The organism is Providencia sp. PROV080 (assembly GCF_033688105.1).
GTDB classification, from domain to species: Bacteria; Pseudomonadota; Gammaproteobacteria; order Enterobacterales; family Enterobacteriaceae; genus Providencia; species Providencia zhejiangensis.
The window spans coordinates 1,497,525-1,512,907 of record NZ_CP096346.1 but is presented as its reverse complement, the minus strand read 5'-3'; the positions used below and the strand labels follow the sequence as shown (position 1 = coordinate 1,512,907).

The 15,383-nt window shown below is 41.2% G+C and carries 12 protein-coding genes; 7 read left to right on the top strand and 5 right to left on the bottom strand.

Translation table 11 applies throughout. The features are described from left to right. Positions 1 to 2: 2 nt before the first annotated feature. The 5 genes from leuB (at position 3) to mutH (ending at position 6,346) form a co-directional block, all read left to right on the top strand. Positions 3 to 1,094 carry a 3-isopropylmalate dehydrogenase gene (gene leuB / locus M1F03_RS06505; RefSeq protein WP_154622664.1) on the top strand — a complete coding sequence of 364 codons (1,092 nt, stop codon included), beginning with the start codon at positions 3 to 5 and terminating at the stop codon, positions 1,092 to 1,094. 1 nt (position 1,095) lies between these two features. Continuing rightward, positions 1,096 to 2,499, top strand: coding sequence for a 3-isopropylmalate dehydratase large subunit (gene leuC / locus M1F03_RS06500; RefSeq protein WP_163860886.1), 1,404 nt, complete (start codon positions 1,096 to 1,098; stop codon positions 2,497 to 2,499). A gap of 13 nt (positions 2,500 to 2,512) precedes the next feature. Continuing rightward, entirely contained in the window at positions 2,513 to 3,115 is a 603-nt protein-coding gene (gene leuD / locus M1F03_RS06495) for a 3-isopropylmalate dehydratase small subunit (RefSeq protein ID WP_154622662.1), read from the top strand. Positions 3,116 to 3,433: 318 nt separating this feature from the next. Beyond that, positions 3,434 to 5,113 carry an HTH-type transcriptional regulator SgrR gene (gene sgrR / locus M1F03_RS06490; RefSeq protein ID WP_154622661.1) on the top strand — a complete coding sequence of 560 codons (1,680 nt, stop codon included), beginning with the start codon at positions 3,434 to 3,436 and terminating at the stop codon, positions 5,111 to 5,113. Positions 5,114 to 5,662: 549 nt separating this feature from the next. After that, positions 5,663 to 6,346 (top strand): DNA mismatch repair endonuclease MutH, encoded by a 684-nt coding sequence (gene mutH, locus M1F03_RS06485; RefSeq protein ID WP_154622660.1) that lies wholly within the window; start codon positions 5,663 to 5,665, stop codon positions 6,344 to 6,346. A 173-nt stretch (positions 6,347 to 6,519) separates the two neighbouring features. On the opposite strand, the gene M1F03_RS06480 is transcribed toward mutH, so the two are convergent. Further along, positions 6,520 to 6,759 (bottom strand): helix-hairpin-helix domain-containing protein, encoded by a 240-nt coding sequence (locus M1F03_RS06480; protein ID WP_154622659.1) that lies wholly within the window; start codon positions 6,757 to 6,759, stop codon positions 6,520 to 6,522. Between the two features lie 184 nt (positions 6,760 to 6,943). Here M1F03_RS06480 and M1F03_RS06475 point away from each other — a divergent pair, with 184 nt between their 5' ends. Beyond that, the gene (locus tag M1F03_RS06475; protein WP_251463831.1) at positions 6,944 to 7,813 is read left to right on the top strand and encodes an alpha/beta fold hydrolase; all 870 of its coding nucleotides are present in this window, start codon (positions 6,944 to 6,946) and stop codon (positions 7,811 to 7,813) included. A 39-nt stretch (positions 7,814 to 7,852) separates the two neighbouring features. Here M1F03_RS06475 and M1F03_RS06470 read toward each other — a convergent pair whose 3' ends face one another. The 4 genes from M1F03_RS06470 to speA form a co-directional block, all read right to left on the bottom strand. Next, entirely contained in the window at positions 7,853 to 8,758 is a 906-nt protein-coding gene (locus M1F03_RS06470) for a sphingomyelin phosphodiesterase (RefSeq protein ID WP_163860885.1), read from the bottom strand. 371 nt (positions 8,759 to 9,129) lie between these two features. Beyond that, on the bottom strand, positions 9,130 to 9,909 hold the full coding sequence (locus tag M1F03_RS06465) for an acetoin reductase (RefSeq protein ID WP_154622995.1): 780 nt from the start codon (positions 9,907 to 9,909) through the stop codon (positions 9,130 to 9,132). 460 nt (positions 9,910 to 10,369) lie between these two features. After that, positions 10,370 to 11,290 carry an agmatinase gene (gene speB / locus M1F03_RS06460; protein WP_154622996.1) on the bottom strand — a complete coding sequence of 307 codons (921 nt, stop codon included), beginning with the start codon at positions 11,288 to 11,290 and terminating at the stop codon, positions 10,370 to 10,372. Positions 11,291 to 11,394: 104 nt separating this feature from the next. Beyond that, the gene (gene speA / locus M1F03_RS06455) at positions 11,395 to 13,299 is read right to left on the bottom strand and encodes a biosynthetic arginine decarboxylase (RefSeq protein WP_163860884.1); all 1,905 of its coding nucleotides are present in this window, start codon (positions 13,297 to 13,299) and stop codon (positions 11,395 to 11,397) included. Positions 13,300 to 13,942: 643 nt separating this feature from the next. Here speA and metK point away from each other — a divergent pair. Beyond that, positions 13,943 to 15,097 (top strand): methionine adenosyltransferase, encoded by a 1,155-nt coding sequence (metK, locus tag M1F03_RS06450; protein ID WP_154622998.1) that lies wholly within the window; start codon positions 13,943 to 13,945, stop codon positions 15,095 to 15,097. Positions 15,098 to 15,383 lie beyond the last annotated feature (286 nt).

Genomic DNA, 15,383 nt, shown 5'->3' with positions numbered 1-15,383 from the left:
CAATGTCTAAGAGCTATCATATTGCCGTATTACCTGGAGATGGTATTGGACCAGAAGTCATGGCTCAAGCCAATAAAGTGTTGGATGCAATCCGCCAGCGTTTTGCATTATCTATCACAACCAAAGAGTATGACGTTGGCGGTATCGCAATTGACCGCCACGGCAAACCGCTACCTGAAGAAACTGTCGTAGGTTGTGAAAATGCAGACGCCGTTTTGTTTGGTTCCGTTGGTGGCCCTAAATGGGAAAACTTGCCGCCAGATAGCCAACCCGAACGAGGAGCACTACTACCATTACGCAAACACTTTAAATTATTCAGTAACTTGCGCCCTGCCCGCTTGTATCAAGCGTTAGAGGCATTTTGTCCTCTGCGTGCCGATATCGCAGCCCAAGGTTTTGATATTCTCTGTGTACGTGAATTAACAGGCGGTATCTATTTTGGTCAGCCAAAAGGCCGTAAAGGTGAAGGGCAAGATGAATACGCTTTCGATACCGAAGTTTATCACCGTTATGAAATAGAACGTATCGCACGCATTGCTTTTGAGTCAGCACGGAAACGTCATCATAAAGTGACCTCAATTGATAAAGCTAACGTATTACAAAGTTCTGTTTTATGGCGAGAAGTTGTTAATCAAATCGCTAAAGAATACCCCGATGTCGCTGTTAGCCATATGTATATCGATAATGCAACAATGCAAATGATTAAAGCACCATCTCAATTTGATGTTGTTTTGTGTTCAAACTTGTTTGGTGACATTATTTCAGATGAGTGTGCCATGATCACTGGTTCAATGGGGATGTTACCATCGGCAAGCCTAAATGAAGATGGCTTTGGACTCTATGAGCCAGCAGGAGGTTCCGCGCCAGATATCGCAGGTAAAAATATCGCGAACCCAATCGCTCAAATTTTATCGGCAGCCATGCTGTTAAGATTCAGTTTAAATCAGAATGACGCCGCTGATGCCATCGAAAGAGCTGTGAATAAAGCGTTAGAAGAAGGCCATCGTACCGCAGATTTAGCCGGTGGTGGCAAGTCCGTCAGTACTAGTGAAATGGGTGACATTATCGCCCGTTATATCACCGAAGGGGTGTAACATGGCCAAAACTTTATATCAGAAATTATATGATGCGCACGTTGTACGTGAAGTCGATAATGAGATACCCCTGATCTACATTGATCGTCATTTGGTTCATGAAGTGACATCACCTCAAGCCTTTGATGGCTTGAGAACCAAAAATCGTCCATTGCATCAACCAAGCAAAACCTTTGCAACCATGGATCATAACGTATCAACACAAACAAAAGATATTAACGCTTGTGGTGATATGGCACGTATCCAAATGCAAGAGTTGATGAAAAACTGCAAAGAGTTCGGTGTGACCTTATATGACCTTAACCATCCTTATCAAGGTATTGTTCACGTGATGGGGCCAGAACAAGGCATTACTTTACCGGGTATGACCATCGTGTGTGGGGACTCGCATACTGCAACTCATGGTGCATTTGGTGCATTGGCTTTCGGTATCGGTACTTCTGAAGTTGAGCATGTCATGGCGACCCAAACCTTGAAGCAAGCTCGCGCCAAAACCATGAAAATTGAAGTTATCGGTAAAGCACCGGTCGGCATTACAGCAAAAGACATCGTCTTAGCCATAATTGGTAAAACAGGCAGTGCTGGCGGTACAGGCTATATTGTCGAGTTTTGTGGTGAAGCAATTGAAAACCTCAGTATGGAAGGTCGTATGACCGTTTGTAATATGGCCATTGAGTTGGGGGCGAAGGCAGGTATTATCGCTCCAGATGAAACAACGTTTAGCTATATGGAAGGTCGTCAATTTGCCCCTAAAGGAAAAGAGTGGGATGAGGCTGTTGCGTACTGGAAAACCTTAAAAACCGATGAAGATGCGCAATTCGATAAAATCGTCACATTGCAAGCCAGTGAAATCGCGCCACAAGTCACTTGGGGAACGAATCCGGGTCAAGTTATTGCCATTAATGAACCAATACCTTCCCCAGAATCTTTCAGTGATCCTGTGGAACGGGCATCTGCTGAGAAAGCTTTAGCTTATATGGGGTTAAAGTCTGGTATCAAGCTGTCTGACGTAAAAATTGATAAAGTGTTTATTGGTTCTTGTACTAATTCACGTATCGAAGATTTACGTGCTGCGGCAGCTATTGCTAAAGGTAAAAAAGTGGCCTCTGGTGTTCAAGCGATCGTTGTTCCCGGTTCAGGCCCAGTTAAAGCTCAAGCGGAGCAAGAAGGGTTAGATAAAATCTTTATCGAAGCGGGTTTTGAATGGCGTTTACCTGGTTGCTCCATGTGCCTTGCAATGAATAATGACCGTTTGAACCCTGGTGAACGATGTGCATCAACCAGTAACCGAAATTTTGAAGGTCGCCAAGGTCGAGCTGGACGTACTCACTTAGTTAGCCCTGCAATGGCTGCGGCAGCGGCGATTAATGGTCATTTTGCGGATGTCCGCGATATTCACGCCTAAAGGAGCATTTATCATGGAAAAATTTATTACCCATACAGGCATTGTGGCCCCTTTAGATGCGGCGAATGTGGATACAGATGCGATTATTCCAAAACAGTTTTTGCAAAAAGTCACCCGTACAGGATTTGGACAACACCTGTTTAATGATTGGCGTTTTCTTGATGACGCCGGACAACAACCAAACCCAGATTTTGTATTAAACAAGCCAGTGTTTAAAGGTGCGAGTATTCTACTCGCCCGCGAAAACTTTGGCTGTGGCTCCTCTAGAGAGCACGCGCCATGGGCCTTAACTGACTTTGGTATCCAAGTGGTTATTGCACCTAGTTTTGCTGATATTTTTTACGGTAACTCTTTCAATAACCAATTGTTACCAATAAAACTGAGCGATGCAGAAGTTGACGAAATGTTTAACTATGTGCAAAACAATGAAGGTTGCCAATTCACAGTTGACTTAGAGCAGCAAACGGTTCAAGCAGGCGATAAAACTTATCATTTTGAGATTGATAGTTTCCGTCGTCACTGCATGATGAATGGCCTTGATAGCATTGGTTTGACCTTGCAGCATGCTGATCAAATTAAGCAATATGAGCAGAAAATTCCTTCATTTATGCGCTAAGCATTAACAACCACTTTCTCAACGCCCACCTTCTGTGGGCGTTTTATCTTATAAATAGTGAATAAGCCTACCCCTACATCATGATTTACTCTAAAATCATCCTCATTATTATGTAGACTAAATCCAATAACAGTATTCAAAATAAAGGCAACAAAAAAAGCCGATAATGCTGCTATCGGCTGGTAAATTACCATTACTCAATAATTCTGGGAGTCAGCCTGCCAGTTAACAGGCCTAACGAGCTACTTACTGGTGTCTATTATCAAATGGATATTAGGAAATAAAAATTGATGTAATCATTGCCGGAGTTCCTCTTTTATGTCCAGTTCTCGCTTACAAACACAATTCGTCCGTCTTTGGCAACACTTTCAGGGTCAAGATAGTGAAACCACATTGCAACATATTGCCGATACACTGTTTTGCTCTCGACGCCACGTCCGCACTTTATTAAATAGTATGCAATCTCATGGGTGGCTCAGTTGGCAAGCCGAAGCAGGCAGAGGGAAACGTTCAACCTTACTCTTTCATGTTAATGGGTTAGAGTTACAGCAAGCCCAAGCGGAGCGTTTGCTAAAAGAAGAAAGCATTGAAAAACTTGTTGCTTTAGTGGGAGATAAAGAAACAATCCGCCAAATGGTTCTCTCTGAATTAGAACGCAGTTATCGGCAAGGTAAGAATCTTTTACGCATCATCTACTACCGTGATTTCCCTAATTTGCTACCAGGAACCCCCATGAGGCGTTCTGAAATTCACTTAATGAGTCAGATATTTAATGGATTAACGCATATAAATGAGGAAAAAGGGGAAGTCGAAAATGGTATCGCTCATTATTGGCAAATGATAAATGACACCGAATGGCGTTTTTATTTAAGACCCAGTATTTACTTTCACCACGGTAGAGAGATGCTAGTCGATGATATTATTAGTTCATTGATGCGTTTACAGCAGTGCTGGCCATTATTTTCACATATTAAATCTGTCACCTCCCCTCTTCCCAATGTCATTGATATTCAATTAAGTGAAGTCGACAAGCAGCTACCTTTACTATTAGGGAGTCCTCATGCTGCCATTCTCCCCAAAGAGTGGGAGTCTTTTGACAATTTTGAGCAAATACCTATTGGTACAGGCCCTTTTTTGGTTGAAAAAAACTTACCGCAAAAACTGACAATCACTGCATTTGACCGCTATTTTGGCTACCGTGCACTACTTGATGAGGTCACTATTTGGGTCGTGCCTGAATTATCTGAGCAAATGGTGTGTACCACATTAAAGATGGACAGTGACAGCAAACCAAATGATTCGTTAGAAAGTCGTATGGAAGAAGGATGCTACTTTTTATTGATGGATCAACGCTCTGCCCTAGCGCAGCGTTGTGATATACGTCAATGGCTATGCAGTTTTTTAACACCAATCAATCTGCTCGCGCATTGTGAATCATTCTATCAGCGGCACTGGGCTCCCGCTTATGGGCTATTACTGCATTGGCATCATAGTCGCATGTTGACGCTATTACCTAAGCCAGCTGATTTAACCGAATTGACGGTCACTTTCTATCATCAACACCACGAGTTTTATGCTATCAGCCAAATAATGAAGCGTGTATTGAAAACGCAAGGTATCGAATTAAAAATAAACATTGTTAATTACCCTGAATGGTTCAATGGCACAGCAGAAAGTGATATTTGGCTTGCGACAGCCAACTTCTTTAAACCTCTCGAATTTTCAATTTTTGCCACTTTATATGAAATGCCATTATTTCGTGAATGTTTAGGCTCCCCCCTCAAAGAGGAGCTGTCAAATTGGCGACAACAATCACTTAATGTCGAAGCATGGTGTGAAAGCTTAGTTGATTCACAGATTTTTCATCCAATCTTCCATCATTGGCTAGAGCTTCAAGGACAAAAAACCATGCGTGGAGCAAGGATGAATACGTTCGGTTGGTTTGATTTTAAATCGGCATGGTTTCAACCTTCTGAGGATAATGCACAGAAATCATAAAAGTTATGAACACCATAGGTGAATAATAAGGATGTTATTCACTTTTTCTGTGGATATCCATGTGAACAACCCGATAGTAATCAGGGTATATCCTACAGGTCACTTCTTTAAGAAAATCCTCACGCATTACTAACTCATTTTAAAACAATAAGATATTTACATTCCATCCTGTTATCTCCTGTTTATGTTTTCGACTTTATTCATTAGGAGTTCAAATGAACAAAGATCAATCAATGTATGATTTATCCACAAGTAATGCGCTTAACTTAGGCAAGTTGTGTGATTAGGTTCAAAAAAACAGGTAAGTCAAGCCTGTAAATGCACACAGTAATTAAAGTTTTTCACAGTTATCCAATAAATCTGTGGATAACCTAGTGAATGATCCTGTGATTATTATGGGATGAACGTGAATAACCTATTTTTCATTAAAGATAATGTGGATAAGTCTTCTATTATTATCTTATATATCAATGCATTAATTATTTGGTGTAAAAAGTGATATACTTTCTCTACCCTGTGAACTTTTTTTGATTATTATTTAATCGCATTATGCCATTTTTACCGCCACCACCACCTGAAAATGAGTCTGTTTTAATGGCGAGAGCGCAAGCCCTTGCTGGTTATACGCTGGGCCAATTGGCTGAATATGCAGGATTACCAATCCCCCCTGATTTAAAGCGCGACAAAGGCTGGGTCGGCATGTTGCTAGAGTATTTTCTAGGGGCTAGCGCAGGAAGTAAGCCTGAACAAGATTTTGCTGAAATTGGCGTCGAATTAAAAACGATTCCTATCGATCGTCATGGTGTGCCACTGGAAACAACATTTGTTTCCGTTGCGCCTCTAACGGGTAATAGTGGGTTGACTTGGGAAAACAGCCATGTTTGTCGAAAACTGTCTCGGGTACTGTGGTTTCCTATTGAAGGAGAGCGCCAAATTCCTCTTGCACAGCGTCGTGTGGCGACGCCTTTACTATGGAGTCCCTCACCACTGGAAGAGCAATTACTACGTCAAGATTGGGAAGAATTGATGGATCTGATTGTTCTTGGGAAGGTTGAAACCATCACTGCACGGCATGGACAAGTGCTACAAATACGCCCTAAAGCCGCTAACAGTAAAGCATTAACAGAAGGAATTGGTGAGTTTGGGCAAACTATCATGACATTACCGAGAGGCTTTTATCTTAAGAAAGATTTTACAGCCCCTCTTCTCGCTAGGCATTTTCAACTCGGTTAAAAAGAAAATGTATATATGATGACACCGCTATCCGCGCTTACTCAAGATACGCCGGTAACAGCTCAAGCCAAGATAACTAAAGTCTCTATTTGTTATCAACACATTTTATCGTTCGCGAATACGGCTGGGATCACATTCGCTTATTCATCAATCAGGAGCCTTGAAACCACTCGCTATTTAGTGGCCATCTTAGCGGCGTTAATGGCTCCTTCCACTGCTTTCTTAGCCTGTGGGCTGTTTTTCCAACAGCTAGACCCTGTGAGTTCAGCGCCTAACCGCAAAATTTCCTCATAGGATGCTTCACTTAGCTGAGATAACGTCGAGAATCCCATTTGTTCTAATCGACTCATCACCGTCGGCCCTACCCCTTTTACCGCGAGTAAACACTGTTTGTCCGCTTCTGAAAACCCCATATTCGTTCCTAATTAAATGAGTAGCTTATCTTTTTTTTAATGAATAGCTTTGCAATATACCTCATTATTATTTTACTATTCTTTTATGGCTATTATTATTTCAATAAAATCTCCTATATCCTTTGTGTCACTCATCACATTTATGGTAGTACACCCTCGATTTAGCATAAGTTAGGAATTAGCAATGTATACTCGTCAGCTCACCACGACACACCATAATTCACTCCAACTGCCTGATGGCCGTCATTTGAGTTGGTATGAGTCTGGGCCGAAAACCGGTTTTCCAGTTATTTTTTGTACTGGTGCAGGTATGAGTGGGACACTCGGTTTTGGCATTGAATTCCTCAACCGTTTTGGGCTGCGATTGATTGTGCCTGAGCGAGCGGGTTTAGGGGACTCTTCCCAAGATCCACAAAAATCACTTTCTCGTTTTGCCGCAGATGTCGCTGTGTTGTTGCATTCTCAGCAAATTAAACATTACTCAGTGATTGGTTTTTCTCAAGGCGCTGTATTTGCCATGGCACTGGCTTTTTATGGCACTCCGAATGCATTATCCATCGTCTCAGGCCAAGACCAATTTGAACATCCAGCAACGAGAGAACGACTACGCTCTGATGTGATCAATATGCAAGAGCAAGCCATAAATAGCCCTGAAGCGCTCGCTGACTGGTTGAAAAAAAATGTCAGCGCACCATGGCTATTGGCATTTATTCTCAATTGTAGTGCTGAAATCGACCAACAGCTTTATCATGAAGCCACCTTTTTAGAAGCTTACACCGAATGTATGAACCGTGCTTTTGTACAAGGTAATTTAGGCTATGTTCAAGATTTGCTGATTACGCTACAAGCATGGCCTTTCCAACCTGAACAAATCCAATGCCCTGTATCATTATGGTATGGCCAAAAAGATGAAAGTTCTGTGCACTCACCCGATTTTGGCCATATCCTTGCCACTCGCTTTCCTCATTGCCAACATTTCCTGTTTAAAAATGAAGGGGGTTCTCTATTATGGACCCAATCAGAAGCGATCTTAAAAAATTTAAAAGCTGAATAAGTAAATATAAATTAATAACTGGCTGAATGTTGAATATTATCATAATTCAATTTCAGCCACGACTGGATAATGGTCTGAATAATCATAATAAGCATTATTATTATAATAATAAGCTGTTTTCATTTTCACCTGTCTGGTTTGTTCTTTGATCGAAGCAACATTTTTTGCAAAAATATAATCTAAATGCCAACTCTCTTTTTCATCTGGATGCGCAGCTTTAATGATATCATTGCTTGTGACATCCCACGAAGGAGTCGATGAAACATATTCAGGTTCTCCCCAGCCAATAATATCCAAAGCTTGTATATATTCCCTTTGCGTATAATTGATATTAAGGTCACCCCCTAAGACGACGGCTAAATTCTCTTCTGAAGCGATGCTATTAGCCCAGTTGATTAACTGATTAAGCTGAGTTTTACGATGATCTGAAGGGGTTGTCATTATACAATAATGATCATCCGACTGCATATGTGTACCAATAACATTGACCTTACTGCCCTTAAAGTCAATAACGGCCCTCACTCCTCCTTTAGCACTAAAACGGTCAGCACCACAGCCCGAATCATCAAAAAGATGATATTCACGATAAATAATGGGATAACGAGAAGCAATAGCGATACCTGAGTTAACTTGCTGAATAATATCCCATGTTCCTTTTTTATTATTCCAACAATTATTCGAGTCACAATAAGCTAGGATAGATTCATTATATTGAGCCGCAACCGGTGTGTGATAAATAAACCCCAACTCTCTCATTCCTGAAAATAATTTCTTTTCAGAATCTTGGCTAAAAACCTCTTGAAAAATAACAATGTCAATATCAGAAAAAATATTATCTCTAATCATCGCATTAATTCTTGTATTTCTTGTTGATGCACCAATACTAAAAAGAGGAACATGCAATAAATAAGTATTAAATGTCATCACTTTAATTTTATTTGGCATAGTTTTTCCTATCATGTCATTGATTAATAATATATAAATTACATTATCATTTTAAAATAAAGGCTATTTCAGTAAACACATTGTGTTTGACAATGACGACAAGAGCTATGCTAAACCATATCAACAATAGCGAATAGATTATTTCTTATTGTATAACCAAAAGGATTTTATCAGTAATCGGAGCTAATTAAATAATTAGAATAATATTTAAGATATATAAAAGAGATGATAGCGAGAGGATAATATTGATGACAAGCGTTCATTACCCATATTTTCTTGTTGTACAATATAGCCATTGCGCCCTCCGCTATATTTATAGCTTCAGGCGCAATTTAGGCATGAGTTTATGTAAAAACTAATCGCACCACGGATTAGCGATAAACAATACCGCCATCAGTTAGGATTGATTGTCCAGTAATGTAGTCTGAGTCATCACTTGCTAAAAATGCGACCAAGCCCGCCACATCTTCTGGAGTTTGTGCTCGACCTAATGCAATACCTTCAACATATTTTTTATAGGTTTCACCTTTTGGTGCACCTGTAATTTCAGCAAAACGCTCATCAATTTCTACCCACATATCGGTACCCACAATACCTGGGCAATATGAGTTAACAGTAATGCCTGAGCTTGCATACTCTTTCGCTGCCGCTTGAGTTAATGCGCGCACTGCAAATTTAGTTGCAGAGTAAACACCTAGCATTGCAAAACCATCATGCCCTGCAATAGAAGAGGCATTAATAATTTTCCCCTTCTGTTTACGTTGTTGGAATTTCTCACTGGCTGCTTGGATCCCCCACATAACACCATCAACGTTAATTTTGAAAATTAAATCCATGTCTTCTTGGCGTACATCGGCGAGAGGTTTAACTTGCGCAATCCCCGCATTATTAATCATGACATCGAAACCACCTAATTCAGCTTCAGCATGCGCCACTGCTGCAAACACTTCCTCACGTTTACTGACATCTGCTGCAAATGTTGTCGCTTTACGGCCTAATGCTTCAATTTCCTTCGCCACATCCGCTAGCTTATCTTTTTTAAGATCCACAAGTGCGATGTCGGCTCCCTCTTTCGCTAAACGTAATGCGATACCACGACCAATACCTTGTGCTGCGCCAGTAACCAAAATGACTTTATTATTCAGTGCCATGAGCTATCTCCCATTAGGATAGTTAAAATAAATGACTCTAACTAAACAATACGTTAGCAAGATTGCGAATAAGTTACAAAGTTATGATCTTAAACTGTTTTAGGTGAATATTGTAACAGATACAACTCTATTTGATTGATTATCACTCGCATTTGCAATAGAAATGACTACAAAAAACCAAATAATAATTAAATTGAGGTAGAAATACCCATTAAGAGGTATAGCAAAAAATGCTATTTATAAAAACCTGTTCAAATAACAAACGCTTTTTTAAGAAAAAAATAGGCTGACAAACCTATTATGTTTGGCGGCAAGTCGGATAGGTTTTGAAAATAAACGAGGATAATCAATTTATTGATTTTCGACTGACAACACAAAGTGGGAAAAACCACGCTTTATCCCACTTTGTCAACAACCTTAGGCTGCCCATATGGCAGCCTAATAATAAAGCAATGACGGCTTATTTTTTGGATGCTTGCAAGTACAGCATATCCAATGCAATAGAAGCCGCGGCTAATGCTGTGATTTCTGATTGGTCATAAGCAGGAGCCACTTCGACCAGATCCATACCAACAATATTTAAGGGTTGTAAACCACGCAGTAGTTTCAACGCGCGGTCAGATGTTAATCCCCCAACAACCGGTGTCCCTGTTCCCGGTGCAAATGCAGGATCAAGACAATCAATATCGAACGTCAAATAAACAGGCATATCACCAACAATTGATTTGATTTGTTCAATCATCTCATCAACACCACGGTCATTAACCTGAGCCGCATCAAGTACCGTAAACCCATTGTCGCTGTCATGTTCCGTACGAATCCCAATTTGCACTGAACGAGTCGGGTCGATCAACCCCTCTTTCGGAGCATGATAGAACATCGTTCCATGGTCATACTGACTCCCATTACCATAAGTATCAGTATGTGCATCAAAGTGAACTAAGGCCATTTTGCCAAAGTGCTTTGCATGAGCACGCAGCAGAGGAAGCGTCACAAAGTGATCGCCACCAAACGTTAAACAACGCTTTCCAGCCGCGAGGAGTTTTTCAGTATGCGCTTGTAATTTATCGCACATATCCTGTGCATCACCAAAAGCAAAGACAACGTCACCACAATCAACAACGTTTAAACGCTCGGTTAGCTTAAAGTTCCATGGCCAGCGATGGCTTTCCCACGCTAGGTTTGTTGATACTTGGCGAATCGCTGCTGGCCCATGACGGCTTCCCGCACGGCCTGAAGTTGCCATATCAAAAGGAACACCGGTGATCACCCATTCAGCATCAGAACTATATGGTTGAAAATTCAGTGGAAATCGTAAAAAGCCAAATGCGTTAGAAACCAGAGAGTTATCAATCTGGTTACCTAATGTGCTATTAATCATCACTCTTCCTCTATCAGCATTTGTAATCAGCAAATACTTTTATTATTTAGGCTCACGGGTAGCTTTACGCCACCCGTGATTAGCCACCGTTCATTTAACGCTAATTATTCGTCTTCTAAGTAAGTATAGCCATAGAGACCATTCTCAAACTCATCCACAAAATCTTTTTGTAGTTGTTCGCTTAGCCCAGTACCTTTAACTTGCTCGATAAAGCTTTCCAATAAGACTTCTGGTACTAGCTTGACGTATTGCAGCATATCCGCAACGGAATCCCCCTCTTCACTTTGCAGATAACGCACATTACCTTGGCTATCAACCCAAACGTCAATTGCCGCCGTATCCCCAAATAAGTTGTGCATATTTCCCAAAATTTCCTGATACGCACCTATCATAAAGAAGCCAATCATTGGTGGATTTTCTGGATCATATGCAGGCATTGGCATAGTTGTTTCAACGCCATCTCCGTCAACATAGTGATCAATAATACCATCTGAATCACAGGTGATATCCAATAACACCGCTCGACGGTCAAGTGGCTTATCTAAACCTTCAATGGGTAAAACGGGGAAAACTTGGTCAATCCCCCATGCATCAGGTAATGATTGGAATAGCGAAAAATTCACATAGAACTTATCGGCCATACGCTCCTGTAGTTCATCAATAATAGGGCGATGAGCGCGATTACTCGGATCCAGATCTTGCTGAATGCGACGACAAATATTTAAATAAAGTTCTTCAGCCCAAGCACGTTGAGTTAAATCCAAAACGCCATGCGCATATTGTGTATGTGCTTCTTGCAAATCGAATTGACTATCATGAAGCCATTCGCGCAATGAACGACTGTTTCCTTGATGCTGCATCGATTCCCACGTTTCCCACAACGAAATCAATGAGCGTGGCGCATCTTCATCTGGGGGAGATGTTTTCGTAAACTCGTTACGTTCAACCCCAATCACATTAGAAACCAAGACAGTATGATGAGCAGTCAGTGCGCGTCCTGATTCTGTGATCACCGTTGGATGAGGTAGGTCATATTCTTCACATGCATCACCAATTGCCCAAATCACATTATTGGCATATTCATTTAGACCATAATTCACTGAGCAATCTGACTGTGAGCGAGTGCCCTCATAGTCTACCCCTAATCCACCACCAACATCGAAACATTGAATTTTGACCCCTAAGCGGTGTAATTCAACATAAAAACGTGCTGACTCACGGACCCCTGTCGCAATATCACGAATATTGGCCATTTGCGAACCAAGATGGAAATGCAGCAGTTGTAAGCTTTCTAGGCGGTCGGCATTACGCAGGATTTCAACAAGCTGCAACACTTGTGTCGCTGCCAAGCCAAATTTAGATTTTTCACCCCCACTGGCTTGCCATTTACCTGACCCTTGTGACGCTAAACGAGCACGTACCCCTAATCGAGGAGTCACATTCAAGCTTTCCGCTTCTTTAAGCACCATCTCAATTTCAGACATTTTCTCGATAACAAGATACACCTTGTGACCGAGTTTTTCCCCGATAAGCGCTAAACGAATATATTCACGGTCTTTGTAACCGTTACACACAATCACAGTACGGGTACGGCCGGCATTCGCTAATACCGCCATTAATTCGGCTTTCGAACCTGCTTCCAGTCCAAGAGGCTCTCCAGAATTCACTAATGACTCGATAACGCGACGCTGTTGGTTAACCTTAATCGGATATACCAAAAAGTAATCGCCTGTATAACCATAAGATTCACGAGCACGTTTAAACGCCGCATTAATTGAACGTAAACGGTGCTGTAGAATTTGAGGAAAGCAGAACAATGCGGGTAAACGCAAATGCTCTTGTTCCTCTTGAACTTGATAAACAAGTTCAGCTAAATCAATAGACGTGTCTGGGTTATCAGGATTAGGGCAAACACAGACATTTCCGCGCTCATTCACCTGATAGTAACCACCGCCCCAATACGCGATGTTGTACGTCTGGCGCATTTTGCGAGCGATATTATCATTCATAACAAACTCCTTTATGGAGGGGTGAGTGACGCTTTCTCCGGCCAGAAAGTCGCCCGTCATTAGACGTGGCACTGCTGGGCAGTTATGTCGGGGAAACAGCTATTACTCGGATTAATTAAAGTGCTTAGAACATCTAAACGGTGACAAATACGACCATTTGGCAGACAGTTATCGACTGGTAGCCAAAGGTGTACTAAGAAGATGATGGTAACTTCGAGAAGAAGTAAACAAAGGCAGGAAAGTAAACGCCAAAGACACGCGGCGATCCGCGTTCAGCTGTTGATTACTGTTATTCAGTAGATTATGGATCATTACCCATTAACCCCCAATATAACTGTTTAATCTTTATCAATAACGAAAAAGATAAACACTCCTGATCGATAGCAGGCACATTGTCTGCCTACTGGTGTATAACGGAAAATTTTTAACTAACCGTCACGGTCGCTGTTTATACATTGATTAGGCAGAAATTGCAAAACGTTATTGCCCTAATAGAAATAAAATTTGTCAGTAACGTCTTTTCACTCACTGTTTTTCTATCAAGAACAAAAACAGGTGGCACTTTTTTTGTTAAAATATTAAAATAGACGTCTAGATGTTAAAACATCCAATTACAATCAGCGAATTCTAAGGTATTAATCTCATGGCTACACATCTCTTTACTTCTGAATCTGTATCGGAAGGGCATCCTGATAAAATTGCCGATCAAATCTCTGATGCGGTTCTTGATGCGATTCTTGAGCAAGATCCAAAAGCTCGCGTTGCTTGCGAGACCTACGTCAAGACAGGTATGGTGATGGTTGGGGGAGAAATCACCACCAGCGCTTGGGTTGATATTGAAGAGATCACACGTAAAACCGTTCGCGAAATTGGTTATACCAGCTCAGACATGGGTTTTGATGCGAACTCGTGTGCGGTTTTAAGTGCGATTGGTAAACAATCACCAGATATCAACCAAGGTGTTGACCGTGCAGACCCATTAGAACAAGGTGCTGGTGACCAAGGTATTATGTTTGGTTATGCGACAAATGAAACTGACGTTCTTATGCCTGCACCAGTGACTTATGCTCACCGTTTGGTACAGCGCCAAGCTGAAGTCCGCAAAAATGGCACATTACCATGGTTGCGCCCAGATGCGAAAAGCCAAGTAACATTCCAATATGACGACAACAAAATTGTTGGTATTGATGCTGTTGTATTATCAACTCAGCATTCTGAAGACATCAAACAGCAAGATTTACATGAAGCGGTGATGGAAGAAATTATCAAACCCGTTCTTCCAACTGAATGGTTAGCTCCAACAACAAAATACTTTATCAACCCAACAGGTCGTTTTGTTATTGGTGGACCAATGGGTGACTGCGGTTTAACTGGCCGAAAAATTATCGTTGATACATACGGCGGTATGGCTCGTCATGGTGGTGGAGCATTCTCTGGTAAAGATCCCTCTAAAGTCGACCGTTCTGCTGCTTATGCGGCACGCTATGTTGCAAAAAACATTGTTGCAGCTGGTTTAGCGGATCGTTGTGAAATCCAAGTATCCTATGCAATTGGTGTGGCTGAGCCAACCTCTATCATGGTTGAAACATTTGGCACAGGTAAAGTTCCAGAGGCACAACTGGTTCTGTTAGTACGTGAATTTTTCGATTTACGCCCATACGGACTCATTCAAATGCTGGACTTGCTACACCCTATTTATCAGCAAACTGCATCATATGGTCACTTTGGTCGTTCTCAATTCCCTTGGGAAAAAACTGACAAAGCGGCTATTTTACGTGAAGCTGCCGGTTTGAAATAAAACAAAAGGCTCTGATAATAAAAATAGGCCCCACAATGCTGGGGTTTATTTTTTAACACTCAATATGTTCGATTATTTTGCTACTCATTGAAATATAGATTTAATATTTACACACGCTGAATAGCCCTAAAAATATCCGCTCTCCTTCAATCTAGTCACTGTCACTCCCTATTAATCATAGAATACCAGCTCAATTCAATAAATGAATTGAACTAATTTAGTAGAAAACTCAATAGTTCAATATCTAAATAATAAAATAAGCCAACCCTAGAGATAGGTTGTATCA

What these genes read in the sequence shown, in the direction of transcription:
- M1F03_RS06465 (WP_154622995.1), bottom strand. Translation starts at nt 9,909, where the DNA reads ATGGCACTGAATAATAAAGTCATTTTGGTTACTGGCGCAGCACAAGGT.
- M1F03_RS06475 (WP_251463831.1), top strand. Translation starts at nt 6,944, where the DNA reads ATGTATACTCGTCAGCTCACCACGACACACCATAATTCACTCCAACTG.
- leuD (WP_154622662.1), top strand. Translation starts at nt 2,513, where the DNA reads ATGGAAAAATTTATTACCCATACAGGCATTGTGGCCCCTTTAGATGCG.
- speA (WP_163860884.1), bottom strand. Translation starts at nt 13,299, where the DNA reads ATGAATGATAATATCGCTCGCAAAATGCGCCAGACGTACAACATCGCG.
- M1F03_RS06470 (WP_163860885.1), bottom strand. Translation starts at nt 8,758, where the DNA reads ATGCCAAATAAAATTAAAGTGATGACATTTAATACTTATTTATTGCAT.
- leuC (WP_163860886.1), top strand. Translation starts at nt 1,096, where the DNA reads ATGGCCAAAACTTTATATCAGAAATTATATGATGCGCACGTTGTACGT.
- mutH (WP_154622660.1), top strand. Translation starts at nt 5,663, where the DNA reads ATGCCATTTTTACCGCCACCACCACCTGAAAATGAGTCTGTTTTAATG.
- speB (WP_154622996.1), bottom strand. Translation starts at nt 11,290, where the DNA reads ATGATTAATAGCACATTAGGTAACCAGATTGATAACTCTCTGGTTTCT.
- M1F03_RS06480 (WP_154622659.1), bottom strand. Translation starts at nt 6,759, where the DNA reads ATGGGGTTTTCAGAAGCGGACAAACAGTGTTTACTCGCGGTAAAAGGG.
- metK (WP_154622998.1), top strand. Translation starts at nt 13,943, where the DNA reads ATGGCTACACATCTCTTTACTTCTGAATCTGTATCGGAAGGGCATCCT.
- leuB (WP_154622664.1), top strand. Translation starts at nt 3, where the DNA reads ATGTCTAAGAGCTATCATATTGCCGTATTACCTGGAGATGGTATTGGA.
- sgrR (WP_154622661.1), top strand. Translation starts at nt 3,434, where the DNA reads ATGTCCAGTTCTCGCTTACAAACACAATTCGTCCGTCTTTGGCAACAC.